Here is a 16,545-nt window from a genome sequence, read left to right as displayed (position 1 = left end):
GCAGGCCGCGGTTGACGTTTAGGGGCCGGCTTGCAGGCGACAGCGTCAGCGGGTCAGCGGCAGGCAGGTGGTGGACTTGATCTCCGAAAGCGCCACGATGGAGTTCACCTCCTGAATCCCCGGTACGTTCGAGAGCTTTTCGAAGAAGAACCGCTCATAAGCCTCGATATCCTGCGTGACGATACGCAACATGAAGTCCACTGACCCCATCAGCACATAACACTCCAGCACCTCGGGAAAGCCCCGGATCGCCTCGGTGAACTCGGTGAAGTTGGAGCGACCATGGGCGTTCAGTTTCACCTCGGCAAAGATCTGCGTGTTCAGCCCGACCTTCTTGCGATCGAGCAAGGTGACCTGCCCACGAATCACCCCCTCGTCCTTGAGCCGCTGAATACGGCGCCAGCACGGTGACTGCGACAGCCCTACGCGCTCGGCAATCTGCGCGCTGGACAGTGACGCATCCTCCTGAAGAAGCTCGAGAATCCGCCGGTCATACGCATCCAGTTCGCTTTGCATTAAAAATTCCCTGATCTCGTATTCTTCAAATTGATCAATTCGCCGCACTGGCCCATTCATCAAATAATAGCGAAAAAATACCCGCATCAACCTGCCAGAATTTCTCCCACCTTTGCGGAGACCAGCATGAACCCATTCGAACGCGCCCTGCCCCGAACCGATGTCTGGGCCGCCAGCAGTAGCCACAGCAACGTGTGCTATCGCCTGCAAGCCGAAGCCGAGCCGGACACCCTGTGCCGGGTACTCAACCTGTTCGCCCTGCAGTTTCTGACGCCGCACAGCGTGCAGGTCAGCCAGCAAGATGATTTGCTGGACATCGAAGTAGGTATCGGCGGGCTGAGCTGGCATCGGGCGGAGGTGATTGCGCAAAAATTGCGCAATCTGGTATGCGTCGCGCAAGTGCGCCTGGATCAGGAAAAATGGACGAAGATCAAGGCGATGGACGCGACCGAATCAGATGGGTATCATGCGTGCGCGTTGCACTCGTAGCTCAGCTGGATAGAGTACTGCCCTCCGAAGGCAGGGGTCGTGGGTTCGAATCCCGCCGAGTGCGCCATATCAAAAAGCCCTGGGCCTGCGCCCGGGGCTTTTTCGTTGGTGCAGTGCTTCACGTTTCTGGCACTCCTGTGCCATGGGTGACTGATGTTAGCGTGGGCATCTTCCCGTTTGTAGACGGGCACCCCAATGACGCTGATCTGCGAAGGAATGCTTACACCCATTCATTTGATAAAGCTCACTGCCACTACCCTGCTGCTGGCCAGCATCAGCCTGTTCACCCTACCCGCCCAGGCCAACCTTATGCAGCAGCAGTCCACCGCGATCGTCAGGGCCTTCGACGGCACCGATTCCTCGGCAAGCTAAAGGCCAGTGAACGGCTAGAGCCTCCAACCTGAGCGGTACCCTCGACATCTATCTGGGAGTTGGCTTGCCAGCTATGGACTGCGGAGCAGCACCTTCGTCAGTGTATCGAGCAGGACGCATCCATGACGTTTTTCAATCGACTCGATGCCGCTTCCTGCATTGCCGTGCAGCCCAGCGTGCCGGATGCTTTAGTTACTCCAAGAGCCCGTTTTTTCCATCCGCAGAGGCCTGTATGAAGAACGTCGAACAAATCCTCAGGACCAAGTCCCAGCACCAGACCGTCTACACCATCGGCCCTGACGACTCGGTGCTCGAAGCCCTGAAAATGCTGGCGGAGAAAAACGTCGGTGCGCTGCCGGTCGTGGAGAACAACCAGGTGATCGGAATCGTCAGCGAGCGTGACTATGCCCGTAAGCTGGTGCTCAAGGGCCGGTCTTCGGCGGCTACGCCGGTGCGGGAAATCATGAGTGCACCCGTGGTCACGGTGGAGCCCAAGCAGAATCTGGAGTACTGCATGAACCTCATGACCAACCGCCACCTGCGCCACCTGCCGGTGGTCAGCAACGGCGAGTTGCTCGGGCTGCTGTCGATCGGCGACCTGGTCAAGGAAACCATCGCCGAGCAGGCCAGCCTGATCGTGCAGCTGGAGCAGTACATCCGCGGTGAATGACCCACTTCAGTGGTAGGCGCGCTCCAGTTCGTCCAACTGATGGTCGAAGCTGCGCAGGCGCGCCGACCATGTGTAGACCAGCACTTCAAGGTCACGATTGAGCACTGCGGTATTGCCATGGCCACTGCTCGAGGGCTCGAGCAGGTCGAGTTGATAACGTTCGCGTGCCATGGCTGTGGCGACGCTGGACAGATCCCGGGCGTTGGCCAACCAGTGATGGTGATGATCGTGGACCTCGCGGTCCAGGGCTCGGCACTGACGCTTGAGCGCGTCCAGGCTTTGTTCCAGGGGTGTACCTCTGAGCTCGCCCATCACTTCCTCGAAGGTGCGCCCCGAATGCCAATAGCTGCCCCAGAAATACCGGTCGAATACCGTCTCTACCCGGCGTAGCGCCACCTTGGTGTTCCAGATGGTAAGCAACGTTCGCCCTTGGATCACCTCGCGCTTGTTCAGGTGCAGTTGCTGCCACGCGATCCACGTCAGGCCCAGCAGCGCGACCGCTGCAGCGACTGCCGCAGCAGCGTACAGAAACTGCACAGCCTGGCTCATGTGGTGTGTGTGGCGGATACCGTAGAAGTAACCGGCCGTCAGGGTGCCTAGGATGGTCACGGTGCACCAGAAACCTGGTGCGTAGGGATCTTTCATCGCGCATATCCCCTTATTGTTTTCCTGAGCATAGCAACGGCCGATCACTCGTCAGGTGCCGCTCGGCGCTTTATTTTCGGGGGCGGCGCAACGCTTCGTTGAGTTGATCGAAGGGCACTGCCCAATCAGAATCCTCAATGATGCTTTCTTTGAGAAAAGCGCGCTGGGAGTCGGTCCAGAACGGCGCGTCCACCAGCTTGATCTCGTTTTTCAGCGGCGAATGGCTGGAGATGAACTGATCGATGCTCTGAGGATCATCGGGCAAGCCCAACTGCTTGAACAGCTCGGAAAAGTGATGGGTAGGCGCTTCCATGTTTCCTCCTGGGTACCGGGCGGGCCGTCCACGACGCCAGCCCGGCATTGGTTTGAGAACATCAGCACAGCTCGCGTACTTCCGCTTGCGGCACAAGTTTCAGGTACTGCTCCATGCTCATGTGGATCAGGTGATCGTGGTCACCCGCCTCCAGGTAGACATCGCCTTGGCGGGTAAGACTCGAATCGAGCAGCATCTTTATCTGATAAGCGTCACCCATTGCCGGGATGGCGCCACGCTCGCAGTCACCGAACAGGCTCGGCAGGCCGCTTTCGCGGGTCAGTTGCCAGGCGCCAGACATGCGCACCTTGCTCATGTCCAGGTGCCGGTTGGCAGGCAGCACCGCCATGATGTAGTTGCCATGGCGATCGTCGAGCATGACCGACTTGGCGACCCGCTTGGCCGGCACGCCAGCCGTACGCGCCGATTCCAGGCTGGTCGCCGAGTGGGGATGGGGAATGATGTCGTAGTCGCAGTTGGCCTGGTCCAGGCGCTGCTGCAGGGTCTTGGCCATTCGCATGATGCACCTCCGGTTTCGCCCCCATCTCCAATTTTAGGCCCTGCCGGGGCGGGCAGGGCTAAACTTGGAGAACGGAAGCGAACAAGGTGACGACAGGTGATCGCTCGCTGCTGGCGCTGGTGGTTATTGGTGCTGATGCTTGGCCTCGCCCCAGGCAGCCAGGCCGCGCCCGGAGCAATCTGGGTGCTGAGCATCGATGATGCCATTGGGCCGGCCACTGCCGACTATGTGCTACGCGGCCTGGACCAGGCCAGGGAACAGGGCGCGCAGTTGGTGGTGATCCGCATGGATACCCCCGGCGGCCTGGACAGCGCCATGCGTCAGATCATCAAGGTCATCCTCGCCAGTCCCGTGCCGGTTGCGACCTTCGTTGCCCCAAGCGGTGCCCGTGCTGCCAGCGCTGGCACCTACATCCTTTATGCCAGCCACGTAGCGGCCATGGCGCCCGGGACCAACCTCGGCGCCGCCACACCCGTGCAGATTGGCGGCCCACCGGGTGCACCAAGGGATGACAAGGCCAACCCCGACAGCAATGAACAAGCCCTTGCGCGCAAGCAGGTGAACGATGCCGCCGCCTATATCCGCGGCCTGGCGCAGCTGCGCGGACGCAACGCCGACTGGGCAGAACAGGCTGTACGCGAAGCAGTGAGCCTGTCGGCCAGCGAAGCGCTCAAACAAAAAGTGGTCGACTACGTGGCCAACGACCTGCCTGACCTGCTGCGCCAGCTCCACGGCAAGACCCTCATCGCCGCTGACCAGCCGCACCCGTTGCAGACCCGTGACGCCAACCTGGTCGAGCATCTGCCGGACTGGCGCACACGCCTGCTGGCCGTGATCACCAACCCTAGCGTGGCACTGATTCTGATCATGATCGGCGTGTATGGCCTGCTGTTCGAGTTCATCAACCCAGGCTCCGGCGTGGGCGGCGTGGTCGGTGGCATCTGCCTGTTGCTGGCGCTGTATGCCCTGCAGTTGCTACCGGTGAGCTTTGCCGGTGTCGCGCTGGTCATGCTCGGTATCGCCTTCATGATCGCCGAGGCGTTCCTGCCCAGCTTCGGTGTGGTCGGTTTTGGCGGCATCGTGGCGTTCGTGGTGGGCGCGGTCATCCTGATAGACACCGACGCCCCCGGGTTCGGCATTCCGCTGGCGTTGATCGCGAGCCTGGCGGTGCTCTCGGCATTGCTGATAGGGGGTGTGCTGGGCATGGCCCTCAAAGCTCGCAAGCGGGCCTTGGTCAGCGGTGACGCCGGCTTGGTGGGCAGCTTGGTGAGCGTCACTCAGGTGGTGGCAGACAACCCGTTCTGTGGCGCAGTACAGGCCCAGGGCGAACAATGGCAGGTCCAGTGCACTACGCCCTTGCAGCTCGGCCAGCAGGTGCGGGTCACCGCGCGTCATGGCGTGATGCTCGAAGTGAGCGCTGCTGCTCCTCCAGCGCAAGGAGAATGACGATGTTCATGCAATTGGGTTTCGGGGCCCTGCTGATGCTGCTGGGCGTGCTGTTGCTGTCGGCGTTTCGCATCTTGCGCGAATACGAGCGTGGGGTGGTGTTTCAATTGGGGCGCTTCTGGCAGGTCAAGGGGCCGGGGCTGATTCTGCTCATCCCCGTGATCCAGCAGATGGTGCGGGTGGACTTGCGCACCGTGGTGCTGGATATACCACCGCAGGATGTGATAACCCGCGACAACGTGTCAGTGAAGGTCAATGCGGTGCTGTACTTCCGTGTGCTCGACCCTCAGAAGGCGATCATCCAGGTCGAAGACTTCCTGGTCGCCACAAGCCAGCTGGCACAGACAACCCTTCGCGCGGTATTGGGTAAGCACGAACTCGACGAGCTGCTGGCCGAGCGGGAACAGTTGAACCTGGACATCCGCCAGGTGCTGGACGCGCAAACCGACGCCTGGGGCATCAAGGTGGCCAACGTCGAGATCAAGCACGTCGACCTCAACGAATCGATGGTGCGCGCCATCGCCCGTCAGGCCGAGGCCGAGCGTGAGCGGCGGGCCAAGGTCATCCACGCCGAAGGGGAACTGCAAGCGTCGGAAAAATTGATGCAGGCCGCGCAGATGCTCAGCAAGGAGCCGGGCGCCATGCAGTTGCGCTACATGCAGACGCTGGGGTCGATTGCCGGGGACAAGAGCTCGACCATCGTCTTCCCAATGCCCTTGGACTTGCTCAAGGGGATGATGGACCGGGGGAAATGAGGGGCCTGCACGAGGCCCCCGCGAAACGGTCAGACAGGCGCGCGGCGCAGGGTCGCGAGGAACGTGGCAGCCCCGATGAACAGGCCGGCGAACGTCCGGTTCAGACGTTTCTGTTGCTTGGGGGTGCGCAACAGGCGCAGCACCCGTGAAGCCAACCCGGTATAACCCGCCATCACCAGCATATCGACGGTGACCATGGTCACCGTGATCGCCACGTATTGCGGCAACAGCGGTGCATGCGGGTTGATGAACTGTGGCAGCACAGCAAGCATGAACACCAGGGCCTTGGGGTTGCTGACGTTGACCAGGAAACCACGGAACACCAGGCTCAAAGGCTTGCCGATCGGACGCACGGTGGATTCATCAGTCATGTCCATCGGCAGGGCGCGCCATTGCTTGTAGGCCAGGTAGACCAGGTAAGCGACGCCAAACCACTTGATGAGGGTGAAGGCCGTGGCGGAGGCCGCAAGAATGGCGCCGACACCCGCTGCGATGATGGCGATCTGCACGACCAGGCCAATCTGCAGGCCCAGGGCGTTCCAGTAACCGCGCCAGAAACCATATTGCAGGCCGCTGGACATCGAGGCGATCGCCCCGGCCCCGGGAGAAAGGCTGATCACCCAACAAGCGGCAAAGAAGCCCAACCACACTTCCATCGACATCACACACCTCGTTCGAACATATGTTGCAAAACGTTAAGCTAAGATGTTGGCGAAAAAATAACCAGCAAATTTTGTAGGGCGCGAAGGGAAAGCGTGGTTTGTCGGATGTGTTGTACATCGAGCGCCGCCCGCGCGGGCGTCGCTCGATCATGCGCTCGTTGCAAACGCTCAGCCTGACAGCCGCACACCCTGCGTCGGTCTAGCTCAACCTCGCTGTCAGGACAGCGCCTCAAGCTCGGCCTGCATGCTTTCCAACGTTTCCAGGGCCTGCATCCAGTCTTCCTCGAGTTCGCCTTCACGCTGCTTCAGCTTGCTCTGGCGGGCCAGCAGGTCGCGCAGCTCGTCCTTGCGCGCCCCCTCATAGAGGCCGCTGTCGCCCAAGGCGGTTTCGACCTCGGCCAGCTGCGCATGCACCTGGTTCAGTTCGGCCTCCAGCTTGTCGGCAGCCTTCTTGTGCGGTGCCAGCTGCTGGCGCAAGGCAGCGGCGGCCTGGCGCTGGGCCTTCTTGTCGGTCTTGTCCGGGTTGACCGGCGCGTTGCTCGCCGGTGCGCTGCGCTGCCGGTACTCGACCAGCCAGCGGCTGTAGTCGTCCAGGTCGCCATCGAAGGTATCGACCTTGCCATCGGCCACCAGCAGGAAATCGTCGGTGGTGCTCTTGAGCAAGTGACGGTCGTGGGAAACGACTACCACAGCACCCGCGAACTCCTGCAACGCCATGGTCAGTGCCAGGCGCATTTCCAGGTCCAGGTGGTTGGTCGGCTCGTCGAGCAGCAGCAGGTTAGGCCGCTCCCAGGCGATCAGGGCAAGCGCCAGGCGGGCTTTTTCGCCCCCGGAGAAATTCACCACCGGCTCGTCCACGCGGTCGCCATGGAAGTCGAAACCGCCAAGGAAATCACGCAGGGTCTGCTCGCGCTCGGCCGGCGCAATACGCTGCAAGTGCAACAGCGGGCTGGCCTTGTCGTCCAGCGAGTCCAACTGATGCTGGGCGAAGTAACCGACGGCCAGGTTCTCCCCCAGCACCAGGCGGCCCGACAGCGGCGACAGTTCGCCGGCAAGGTTCTTGATCAGGGTCGACTTGCCAGCGCCGTTGGGGCCCAGCAGGCCGATGCGCGCACCGGGCACCAGCTGCAGCTTGACCTTGTCGAGGATCGCCTTGTCGCCGTAGCCCAGACGGCCTTCGGAAAGGCTCAGCAGCGGGCTGGAAATCTTGTGCGATTCACGGAAAACGAAGTCGAACGGCGAATCCACGTGCGCCGCCGACAGCTCCTCCATGCGCTCCAGGGCCTTGATCCGGCTCTGCGCCTGACGGGCCTTGGTGGCTTGGGCCTTGAAGCGGGCAATGTACTTTTCCATGTGCGCACGCTGGGCCTGTTGCTTCTCGTAGGCTTGTTGCTGCTGCGCCAGGCGCTCGGCACGGGTGCGCTCGAAGGCGGTATAGCCACCCTTGTACAGGTTCAGCTTGCGCTGCTCGACATGCAACACATGGTCGACCACGGCGTCGAGGAAGTCGCGGTCGTGGGAAATCAGCAACAGCGTGCCCGGGTAGCCCTTGAGCCAGTCTTCGAGCCACAGGATCGCATCGAGGTCCAGGTGGTTGGTCGGTTCGTCGAGCAGCAGCAGGTCGGATGGGCACATCAGGGCCTGGGCCAGGTTCAGGCGCATCCGCCAGCCACCGGAGAAGTCGCCGACGCGGCGGTCCATCTGCTCGTTGGTAAAACCAAGACCGGCCAGCAATTTGCGCGCACGGGCATCGGCGGTATAGCCGTCGGCGCTTTCCAGCTCACTGTGCAGGCGTGCCAGGGCAGTGCCGTCGTGGGCGGTTTCGGCTACAGCGAGCTCGGCCTGGACCTTGCGCAGGCGCGCGTCGCCGTCGAGCACATAGTCCACGGCCAGCCGATCGAGGGTATCGACCTCCTGACGCATGTGGGCGATGCGCCAGTCACCCGGCAGTTGGCAGTCGCCGGCATCAGGCGACAGCTCACCGCGCAGCAAGGCGAACAGGCTGGATTTTCCGGCGCCGTTGGCGCCGATCAGGCCGGCCTTGTGACCGGCGTGCAGGGTCATCTCGGCGCCTTCTAGCAAGCGCTGCGGACCACGCTGTAAAGTGAGGTTGGATAGTCTGATCATGATGGTCGCGGAGTCTACCAGCTTCCTCGACCCGGAGCGTAAGTGGAATCATGTACACCGACCTGTGGAATTACGCCCTGGCCCTGTATGGCCGGCCGGGCGTCGAAGCGGCTTGCCTGAGCGTGCAGGCCGAGGGGGGCGATGTGTGCCTTCTGTTGTGCGCGAGCTGGCTGCAAACCCGAGGTGTCGCCGTAGAAGCCGGGCGAATTGACGCTTTGCGCGCAATTGCCGAGCCTTGGCAAACTGAAGTGGTAACGCCGCTACGCCATTTGCGCCAGCAATGGCGGGCGGCCGCGCAGCATGACCCGCACCTGCAGGCGTTGCGTGAGCAGGTAAAGGGCTTGGAATTACAGGCAGAGAAGCACTTGCTGCAACGCCTGGAGGCATGTGCAAGGCAATGGCCCACGGGCTCGCCTGAACCCGTGGACGATTGGCTGGCCAGGCTGGCGCCCGACCAGGTCCATGGCCACGACTCGCTGACTCAGCTGCGTGTCGCGGCCACCGGGCTTCAGGAGGCCGAAGACGGCGCCTGAGGCGAGGTGCTTGCCGGTGCGGCGGAGGACGTCGCCGGGGCGGCAGGGCCTGCCGAGTTGGTCACCGCAGGCGCCGCTGGCTTGGTTTCAGCTGGTTTGCTGGTGGCCGGTTTTGCAGCGGCGGGCTTGGCCGCACTCTTGGCAGCTGGTTTGGCTGCGGGCTTGGCCGGGGCCTTGGCAGCTGGCTTGGCTGTGGCCTTAGCGGCAGGCTTGGCGGCAGCAGTTTTCGCAGCAGGCTTGGCTGCAGTGGTTTTAGCCGGCGCCTTGGCCGCGGCCGGTTTGGCAGCAGTGCCTCTGGACGTGGCGGGTTTGGCGGCAGGCTTGTCAGCAGCGGCTTTGGCGGGGGCCTTGGTGGCAGCAGGCTTGGCCGCAGCAGTGCGCGATGGCGCCTTGGCTGCAGCCGCTTTGGCAGTGACTGGCCTGGCTGCAGCTTTAGCCGCAGGTTTAGCCGCAGCCTTGGCCGGGGTTTTTACGGCAGCAGGCTTGGCGGCAGCAGCGCGCGACGGTGCCTTGGCAGCAGCGGCCTTGGCAGGCGCTTTTGCCGCAGCGCTGGTGGAAGACCTTGCTGCAGGTTTGGCCGCAGCTTTGGCAGGCGCTTTGGCAGCGGCTGGTTTAGCCGACTTGGCTGCAACTGCCCGTTGGTCCAGGGCCTTGGCAGCAGCCTCACGCACCTTACCTACACCCTGGGCCAGCTTCAGGCTTTCCTGGGCATCGCGTTTGAGTTGCTGGATATAAGAACGGGTTTGCGTCTGGCGCTCTTTGAGCGAGTCGAGCAACGACTCGAGTTCACCAATGGCTTTCTGGGCTTTGCCTTGGGCCTTGGTTTTACCTGCCTTGGCCGCGTCCTGTAATTTCAGGCGACCGTTGTGCAGTTTTTCCTGAGCCTTGCCACGCTGCTTCTCCAACTTCGCCAGCAGTTTTTCCGCATCGGCCAGCGCTTGCGAGCAAGCATCTTCCAAGTGTTCGAGCAAGCTGCCCGAAAGTTGCTGGAGCAGGTGTAACGGCGTACTTACTGGCTTCTTCTTGGCCGACATGGTTTACCTCCTGGCTGACGAGATTGCGGCTAATACTATGCTTGTGCTGCTACCGCCGCTAGGGCATGTGGACAGTATCGTTGGCGCCGCGTTGCATGCCTGGGCAAAGTTGTTGTCTTGCAGCTGCGTGAAAGTGTAGTTGCTCAACAAATGGTTGCCGAGATTTACGCAAATCGATGCAACAAGGCTGGCATACTTCTCGGCTCTTGAGCTCGGAGTTGACCATGCCTCGTTATCTTTTTATCGGCCTATGCCTGGCGGCTCCCATCGCACTCGCCGCCCCTGAAACGGCGCCCCCCAGTGATCACGATGTGGCCTACAGCCTGGGCGCCAGCCTGGGGGAGCGGCTGCGCGAGGAAGTGCCTGGGTTGCAACTGGAGGCTTTGGTTGAAGGGCTTCGCCAGTCCTACCAGAACCAGCCGCTGAAACTCGACAAGGCACGCATGCAAGCCATTCTTCAGCAGCATGAAGAACAGGCGAACAATACCGCCGTTCAAGCCGAAGTGGAAAAACTGCAAGGCATCGAGGCGCGCTTCATGGCCAACGAGCGCGCACGAGCCGGCGTGCATGAGCTGCCTGAGGGCGTGCTCTACAGTGAACTGAAAAGTGGTAACGGCGCGCAGCCCAACCCCAAGAGCAAGGTGCAGGTACGCTATGTAGGCAAGTTGCCTGACGGCACGGTATTCGATCAGAACCAACAGCCACAGTGGTTCAGCCTGGACTCGGTGATCGAAGGCTGGCAAGTGGCGTTGCCACACATGAAAACGGGGGCGAAATGGCGCCTGGTGATCCCATCGGCACAAGCCTACGGTGCCGAGGGCGCGGGTGACCTGATCGCGCCCTATACGCCACTGGTGTTCGAGATAGAACTGCTGGCGGTCGGCGACTGACGCCGACCCTCAAGCCTCGACCGCGCCCTCTTCCTTGTGCGCGGTATGCAGCACTTCGATCAGACAGTCTTCGAGCTCGAAGCGTTCATGCAGCAGACTACCAAGCTCGCCGAGCTTCTTGGCGAAACGGTCCGGGTCCTTGCAATCGCCCTTTTCGCAATGGTCATTGAAGGCCGACGCGATTTCGGTGATGGCATCGATACGCGGAGTGATTTGCTTGGCCAGCTCCAGGCCACGCGTGTCACCGAAAGCTTTGGCTTCACTGACCAATTGCTCGCTGACTTCAAAATGCCAAGCCGACACATAATCGACCAGCACCGCGCAGAAATCTCGGTTTTTTTCCTTGTCCGCAAATGCCGGCTTGGCATCGCGCAAGGCACGAAAAGCCTGAACCAGCTCCTCTCGCTCCTTGAGCCAGCGGTCGATCAGCTTGTGAACCCCACCCCAGCGTTCCTGGGCGTTCTGACAACTATCGAGCATGGCGATCTCATCCCTTCTGGGTAGATGCCGCTGCACCTCGCACCCCGATCGTGCGGCACAAAGGTGACATCAGCAGGACGGCATCGAGCAGTTGTGTTTTTTGATAGGCGTGCAGGGAGATTATTCCCGTGCGTGCTGCCCTTCAAGGTACGCAGCAGACAAAGTTCATACAAGTGTTTAATACCCTGGGGCAGCACCACTGGTCGTGCCGGCTAGCGCAGCCGCACCCAATCAAGCGTTGGCCAGCGTGCGGAAACGATACGCCATCAGGCGAGTCAAGGGCAGCACTGCCAGCAGCAAGAAGGACAACAGGCTCCATTCGGGCAAGGTCAGGTCCAGAAAGCTCCAGGTCAGCGAGCTGCAATCGGGGCCGCCAAGCAAGAGTTGACGGGCCGCTTCACCCCAGGAGCGTTCCAGTACATGCCAGAAAGGCACCGGGCACTCCTGGCTCGTAGCGATCTCCCCTTGTATCCAGACATGCCTGGCCGCCAGCAGAGCCCCGGCCGCGGAACAGCCCAGGGCAGCACGCGCGTACTGGCGCATAGCGGCAACGCCCGACGCATGCACGGCCGCACACAGGCAGATCATGGCATACACGCCCAGCAGGAACCGCTGGCTGAAGCACAGCGGGCAAGGCACCAGACCGAGGGTGATCTCCAGGTAAAAGGACGCGATCAGCACCGCCAACGAGGCAAGGCAGGCCGGTAGAAAAAACGTGCGCAAGCGGGCCGGCAACATGAAAGGTGGTGGTCCCGGGGCAAATTGAGTGGCTTGGAACGGTAGAGGAAAGAGGTGCTTTGTTTCAAGGCACTACAGGGGAGATAAGTCACTGAGGGGCAGCAGAAATTTCCAATCGCAATGTGGGAAAAATCTTGCGAAGGGTATTACAGAATAAGGCAGGGATCGCGAGACGCCTCAAACACCCCATGAGCCCGCCCTCAGCGCGGGCTCATGGGATCTCTCAGGCGCGCACGCCTTGCGGCAATGGCAGGGCCAACAAACGCTCATCGAGCAGGCCCAGGCCTTCCTGGAACAGTTGGTTGCTGCGCTCGGTCTCCCCCAGGCTAGCAAGCAGCCGGGCCAGTTCAGCGCAGGTCTCTGGGTTGCGCTCCATGCGCAAGCTGCTTTCCAGGTAATCGCGCGCCTTGCCCCAAAGGCGGTTTTGCAAGCTCAGACGCCCAAGCGTCAGCAACAGGCTCGGGTCCTGTGGGTGCGCCTTGAGCCAGCCCTCGGCTGTTTGCAGTTGGCGCGCCGGATCATCGCCGCGCACCAGGCCATAGAGCCGCGCCAGGTGACTTTCGTAATCACGCTTGAGCGCGGCACGTAATACCTGCTCGGCCTCGCCTTGAGCGCCAACCTGGCGCAGTTGTTCGGCATAAGCCAGCACCAACCGGGGCTCTTGACGCTGGGCCGCAGTCAGCTGTTGCCAGGCCCGCTCCAACGACTGACGGGCGCTTTGCTCATCGTCGCCACGGGTCGCCGCAAGCCCCAGGTTCTGACCCCAGGCACGCTGCTCCAGTGCAGCGAGCTCCTCGGCCGGCAGCACTTTGCCCTTGCGCAAATCAGGCAACAGGCGAATCAGCGCCGACCAGTCGCCGCGCTCCAGATACAGGCGCTGCAACAGGCGCAAGACCTGGTTGTTGTGCGGGTGCCGCTCCTGCATGGCCAACAGGGCGTCCAAGGCGCCGTCGCTCTCGCCGCGGTCCATCTGCAATTGCGCATGGGCCAGGGCGACCGCCAATTCCGCCTGGGGCTGACGCTCCAGTGCACGCTCGAGCAGGTTGTCCCTGTCTTCGGTACGCCCCTGTTCATTGGCCGCCCGTGCAGCACCGAGGTAATACAGCAATGGCTGGCGTTCGGCCTCGGCTGCGCGGTGCAAGTGGCGCTGGGCGCTGGCCCAACGGCCCTCTGCGAGGTCCAGTTGGCCCTGCTCGATCGCGATGCGAATGCGACGGCTGCGGTTACGTCGCGACCACGGGTTGACCACGCCACTGGACGTCAGCACCAGCCCGACCAGGTAGCGCAGCAGCCACAACAGTACAAATACGGCAACCAGGGCCGCGAGCGCCGCCCACAGCCCGGACTGGTAACGGAAGCCACCGTAGGAGACCAGCACGTAGCCGCTGTGTTTGGCCACCGCGATGCCCAGTGCCGCGGCGATCACAATCGCCAGCACGGCCAGCAGGTACACACGCTTCATGGCTTGCCCCCCTCACCCTCGGCAGGCAGGTGGCGGCGCTGGATATACGCCTGCACCGCCGCCAGGCTTTCACTGAGGTCCGGGGTAACCACCGACACCGGTTGCTCGGCCAGCGCATTTAGACTTTCGAGCATGGCCTTGCTCTGCGGGTTGTCAGCGTCGAAATTGGCCACCAGCACACTGCGCGCGTCATCCAGCGCCTGGGTGTAGACCTTGGCGTCGCCATTGAGCGCAGCCCACTGGGCTTGCTCGATGGTCAGGCTCAGGGCCAGGCGCAACTGGTTGAGCGACTGCCCGGCCAGCAACGGACGTACATTGTCGTCGGCGTTTAAATCGATCTGGAAGTACTTGGAAATCTCCGCCCACCACTGCGCCAGGCGGCTGGCGCCATCGCCATCGGCGGTCAAGGCACCGAGGGCATCGGCATCGCTGTCGAACTCCGGCGACTGGGCGTTGAGGTGCTGCACCAACTCTCGCTGGGCCGCCAGTTTCAGATACAACCCGGTACGGTCCGGTTGCTGGGTGCTGTTGAGCGTTGCCAGACTACGCGCCAACTGTTCGCGGGCGGCAAAGGAACCAGGGTCGCTTTGCTCGCGCAGAATTTCGTCTGCGCCTTCGACCAGGGCCTTGGCGCTGGTGATGTCCTGCAGGGCCGAAAGCCGCAAAGTAGCCAGGCGCAACAGGTGCTCGGCCTCGGCCAGGCGCCATTCCTTGCGGCTTTCGCCAAGCACGGTTTCCAGGCGCTGGCTCAGGCGCTGCTGGTCACCCTGCAACTGCGCCACCAGGCGGCGGCGGTCTTCCAGTTCGCTGGCTGCCGGCAGGCTGGCCAACTGGGCACTGATCTGTTGCTCGCGCTGCTGCAGAGCAGCGGCACGCTGGCTCAGCGTCTCAAGGTGCTGACGTTGGCTCAGCTCATTGCCTTGCAGATGCCGCACCTGCCAAACACCCCACCCGCCCACTGCGACCCCGGCGGCACCCACTAACAATGCCAGCAAGGCCAGGCCTGTGCCGGAACGTTTGGCAGGTGGCGGGGTGACGGGTTGCGTCGGCTCCTGCGCCGACGGCTGATCGTTGTGGGACAAGACAGTTTCGCTCACGTATCCATCCTTTGCATGGGGGCGCGTCGCTCTGAGCTTAGCGCCTTAAGAGGCAGGTGCAGCGCTGCGCTGCACGGCTGCCAGCAAGGCCGTGGCACTCGCGCCACGACAATCCACAATCTGTTGTGCCCCTGCGGCCCTGGCCTGCTCGGCGACCCTGGGGCTCGGCACGAACAAGGGCAAGCGAGCCACACGCGGCCAATCGGCAGCGGCCAACTGTTGCAGGTGTTCAAGACCCTGCCCACTGCTGACCACCACGCCGTTCAGGCGTTCCGCTTCGATGCGAGCCACCAGCGTGCCCGCCGGGTATACCGGCAGGCAACGACGATACAGTTCCAGATAATCGACACTAGCACCTTGCTCTGCAAGACGCTCGGCCAGCAGTTCGCGACCTCCTATCCCACGGGCGATCAGGACACGGGGTGCGGGACCCTTGATAGCCTGGTCCAACGCCGGGAGCATGAGCAAGGCTTCGCTGTCGTCACCCTGTGCAGGGAAAGCCACCGACAGCCCCGCAGACTGCAACACCGCGGCCGTGGCTTGACCTACGGTGAACCAACCAGCTGGGGGCGGCTGCAGCCCTGCTTGAGCAAGCTGCGCAAGCAGCAACCTGGCTGCCGGCTTACTGACCACGATCATCGCCTGGTACTGCCCTAGGCCGGCAAGCTGCTGACGCTGCAGAGCATCCATCTGCACCGGCTCGATCGCCAGCAACGGCAGGCACTCGCTGGCAATGCCGGCCGCGGCCAGCGTCTGGGCCAGCGCCGCGCAGTCCTCTTCAGGACGGGTCAGCAACAGGCGCCACGAACTCACGGATGCCCGGCCTCACCATAGACTTCCTTGAGAATGGCGGCGGCACCTTGGCCCAGGAGGTCTTCGGCCACCTGCACCCCCAAGGTTTCAGCGGATGCCCGCGGTGCACGCGCCTCAGCCATCAGCAGGGTCCCACCGCTGGGCTGGCCGACCAGGCCGCGCAGCCATAGCTGCTCGCCTTCGAGCACGGCATAGCAGGCAATCGGTACCTGGCAGCCACCGTTCAAGTGCTTGTTCAACGCGCGTTCGGCCACCACACGGTCAGCGGTATCGATGTGGTGCAAAGGCGCCAACAGCGCATGGATCTCGCTGTCTGCGCTACGGCACTCGATACCCACCGCGCCCTGGCCACCGGCCGGCAGGCTGTCGTCGACACTGATGCTGGCGGTGATGCGGTCTTCGAAGCCCAGACGGATCAGGCCCGCCGCGGCAAGGATGATGGCGTCGTACTCACCGGCATCGAGCTTGGCCAGGCGAGTGTTGACGTTGCCACGCAGGAAGCGGATTTGCAGGTCAGGGCGGCGGGCCAGCAACTGGGCCTGACGGCGCAGGCTGGAGGTGCCGACGATGCTGCCGGCCGGCAGCGCTTCGAGGCTGGGAAAACGGTTGGAAACGAAGGCATCGCGGGGGTCTTCACGCTCGCAGATGCAGTACAGGCCCAGGCCTTCGGGGAAGTCCATGGGTACATCCTTCATCGAATGCACGGCGATGTCGGCCTCATTGTCCAGCAGGGCTGTTTCCAGCTCCTTGACGAACAGGCCTTTGCCGCCAATCTTCGCCAGCGGCGCGTCGAGCAGTTTGTCGCCGCGGCTGACCATGGGCACCAGCGTCACCAGAAGGCCAGGGTGCGCCTGTTCGAGGCGGGCTTTGACATATTCGGCCTGCCACAGGGCCAAGGCACTTTTACGGGTGGCAATGCGGATTTCGCGAGTGGACATGGAACGCCCCGATGCTTAGGAATGCCGCCGATGATAACAGCTCCG

Annotated in this window: 20 protein-coding genes and 1 tRNA gene; 8 read left to right on the top strand and 13 right to left on the bottom strand. The window is 62.5% G+C overall.

What is annotated here, in order from left to right:
• Positions 1-45: 45 nt before the first annotated feature.
• Positions 46-516, bottom strand: coding sequence for an Lrp/AsnC family transcriptional regulator (locus tag ACIPZC_RS01725; protein ID WP_267820170.1), 471 nt, complete (start codon positions 514-516; stop codon positions 46-48).
• Between the two features lie 126 nt (positions 517-642).
• Here ACIPZC_RS01725 and ACIPZC_RS01720 point away from each other — a divergent pair, with 126 nt between their 5' ends.
• The 4 genes from ACIPZC_RS01720 (at position 643) to ACIPZC_RS01705 (ending at position 2,047) form a co-directional block, all read left to right on the top strand.
• Entirely contained in the window at positions 643-1,005 is a 363-nt protein-coding gene (locus ACIPZC_RS01720; RefSeq protein WP_400624442.1) for a hypothetical protein, read from the top strand.
• A tRNA-Arg gene (locus tag ACIPZC_RS01715) sits at positions 996-1,072 on the top strand. Before ACIPZC_RS01720 ends, ACIPZC_RS01715 begins: the two co-directional genes overlap by 10 nt.
• Positions 1,073-1,221: 149 nt before the next feature.
• Positions 1,222-1,377 (top strand): hypothetical protein, encoded by a 156-nt coding sequence (locus ACIPZC_RS01710; protein WP_400624440.1) that lies wholly within the window; start codon positions 1,222-1,224, stop codon positions 1,375-1,377.
• A 232-nt stretch (positions 1,378-1,609) separates the two neighbouring features.
• Entirely contained in the window at positions 1,610-2,047 is a 438-nt protein-coding gene (locus ACIPZC_RS01705; RefSeq protein WP_400624439.1) for a CBS domain-containing protein, read from the top strand.
• Between the two features lie 6 nt (positions 2,048-2,053).
• Here ACIPZC_RS01705 and ACIPZC_RS01700 read toward each other — a convergent pair whose 3' ends face one another.
• The 3 genes from ACIPZC_RS01700 to ACIPZC_RS01690 form a co-directional block, all read right to left on the bottom strand.
• Complete coding sequence (locus tag ACIPZC_RS01700) at positions 2,054-2,692, bottom strand: NADH:ubiquinone oxidoreductase subunit N (protein WP_241805008.1); 639 nt, start codon at positions 2,690-2,692, stop codon at positions 2,054-2,056.
• 70 nt (positions 2,693-2,762) lie between these two features.
• Positions 2,763-3,005: a DUF2789 domain-containing protein gene (locus ACIPZC_RS01695; protein WP_241805007.1), complete on the bottom strand. Its 243-nt coding sequence runs from the start codon at positions 3,003-3,005 to the stop codon at positions 2,763-2,765.
• Positions 3,006-3,066: 61 nt separating this feature from the next.
• Positions 3,067-3,525, bottom strand: coding sequence for an aminoacyl-tRNA deacylase (locus tag ACIPZC_RS01690; RefSeq protein WP_400624436.1), 459 nt, complete (start codon positions 3,523-3,525; stop codon positions 3,067-3,069).
• A 96-nt stretch (positions 3,526-3,621) separates the two neighbouring features.
• On the opposite strand from ACIPZC_RS01690, the gene ACIPZC_RS01685 reads away from it, so the two are divergent.
• Positions 3,622-4,971 (top strand): nodulation protein NfeD, encoded by a 1,350-nt coding sequence (locus ACIPZC_RS01685; RefSeq protein WP_400624434.1) that lies wholly within the window; start codon positions 3,622-3,624, stop codon positions 4,969-4,971.
• A 2-nt stretch (positions 4,972-4,973) separates the two neighbouring features.
• Positions 4,974-5,726: a slipin family protein gene (locus ACIPZC_RS01680; protein ID WP_400624432.1), complete on the top strand. Its 753-nt coding sequence runs from the start codon at positions 4,974-4,976 to the stop codon at positions 5,724-5,726.
• A gap of 29 nt (positions 5,727-5,755) precedes the next feature.
• Here ACIPZC_RS01680 and ACIPZC_RS01675 read toward each other — a convergent pair whose 3' ends face one another.
• Positions 5,756-6,388 carry a LysE family transporter gene (locus ACIPZC_RS01675; RefSeq protein WP_241805004.1) on the bottom strand — a complete coding sequence of 211 codons (633 nt, stop codon included), beginning with the start codon at positions 6,386-6,388 and terminating at the stop codon, positions 5,756-5,758.
• A 216-nt stretch (positions 6,389-6,604) separates the two neighbouring features.
• Positions 6,605-8,515 carry an ATP-binding cassette domain-containing protein gene (locus ACIPZC_RS01670; RefSeq protein WP_241805003.1) on the bottom strand — a complete coding sequence of 637 codons (1,911 nt, stop codon included), beginning with the start codon at positions 8,513-8,515 and terminating at the stop codon, positions 6,605-6,607.
• Between the two features lie 50 nt (positions 8,516-8,565).
• Here ACIPZC_RS01670 and ACIPZC_RS01665 point away from each other — a divergent pair, with 50 nt between their 5' ends.
• Positions 8,566-9,048 (top strand): TIGR02444 family protein, encoded by a 483-nt coding sequence (locus ACIPZC_RS01665; RefSeq protein ID WP_400624429.1) that lies wholly within the window; start codon positions 8,566-8,568, stop codon positions 9,046-9,048.
• Here ACIPZC_RS01665 and ACIPZC_RS01660 read toward each other — a convergent pair.
• Positions 9,024-10,082, bottom strand: a complete 1,059-nt coding sequence (locus ACIPZC_RS01660; protein WP_400624427.1) for an AlgP family protein — start codon at positions 10,080-10,082, stop codon at positions 9,024-9,026. The two genes, ACIPZC_RS01665 and ACIPZC_RS01660, sit on opposite strands and share 25 nt — an antisense overlap.
• Before the next feature lie 224 nt (positions 10,083-10,306).
• On the opposite strand from ACIPZC_RS01660, the gene ACIPZC_RS01655 reads away from it, so the two are divergent.
• On the top strand, positions 10,307-10,972 hold the full coding sequence (locus tag ACIPZC_RS01655; protein WP_400624425.1) for an FKBP-type peptidyl-prolyl cis-trans isomerase: 666 nt from the start codon (positions 10,307-10,309) through the stop codon (positions 10,970-10,972).
• Between the two features lie 9 nt (positions 10,973-10,981).
• Here the strand turns inward: ACIPZC_RS01655 and rsd are convergent, their stop codons facing one another.
• The 6 genes from rsd to hemC all read right to left on the bottom strand — a co-directional run bounded on the left by rsd (position 10,982) and on the right by hemC (position 16,500).
• Positions 10,982-11,452: a sigma D regulator gene (gene rsd, locus ACIPZC_RS01650; RefSeq protein ID WP_241804999.1), complete on the bottom strand. Its 471-nt coding sequence runs from the start codon at positions 11,450-11,452 to the stop codon at positions 10,982-10,984.
• 231 nt (positions 11,453-11,683) lie between these two features.
• Complete coding sequence (locus tag ACIPZC_RS01645) at positions 11,684-12,190, bottom strand: disulfide bond formation protein B (RefSeq protein ID WP_400624423.1); 507 nt, start codon at positions 12,188-12,190, stop codon at positions 11,684-11,686.
• 223 nt (positions 12,191-12,413) lie between these two features.
• Complete coding sequence (locus ACIPZC_RS01640) at positions 12,414-13,652, bottom strand: heme biosynthesis protein HemY (RefSeq protein WP_400624421.1); 1,239 nt, start codon at positions 13,650-13,652, stop codon at positions 12,414-12,416.
• Positions 13,649-14,749 (bottom strand): uroporphyrinogen-III C-methyltransferase, encoded by a 1,101-nt coding sequence (locus ACIPZC_RS01635; RefSeq protein WP_400624419.1) that lies wholly within the window; start codon positions 14,747-14,749, stop codon positions 13,649-13,651. Before ACIPZC_RS01635 ends, ACIPZC_RS01640 begins: the two co-directional genes overlap by 4 nt.
• Before the next feature lie 45 nt (positions 14,750-14,794).
• The gene (locus tag ACIPZC_RS01630) at positions 14,795-15,562 is read right to left on the bottom strand and encodes a uroporphyrinogen-III synthase (protein ID WP_400624417.1); all 768 of its coding nucleotides are present in this window, start codon (positions 15,560-15,562) and stop codon (positions 14,795-14,797) included.
• Positions 15,559-16,500, bottom strand: a complete 942-nt coding sequence (gene hemC, locus ACIPZC_RS01625; protein WP_267820136.1) for a hydroxymethylbilane synthase — start codon at positions 16,498-16,500, stop codon at positions 15,559-15,561. The genes ACIPZC_RS01630 and hemC overlap by 4 nt, the downstream gene beginning before the upstream one ends.
• Between the last annotated feature and the right edge of the window lie 45 nt (positions 16,501-16,545).

Origin of the sequence: Pseudomonas sp. NPDC089743 (genome assembly GCF_044748785.1) — a bacterium.
GTDB lineage: Bacteria > Pseudomonadota > Gammaproteobacteria > Pseudomonadales > Pseudomonadaceae > Aquipseudomonas > Aquipseudomonas putida_X.
This window is presented reverse-complemented; position numbering and strand designations above follow the sequence as displayed.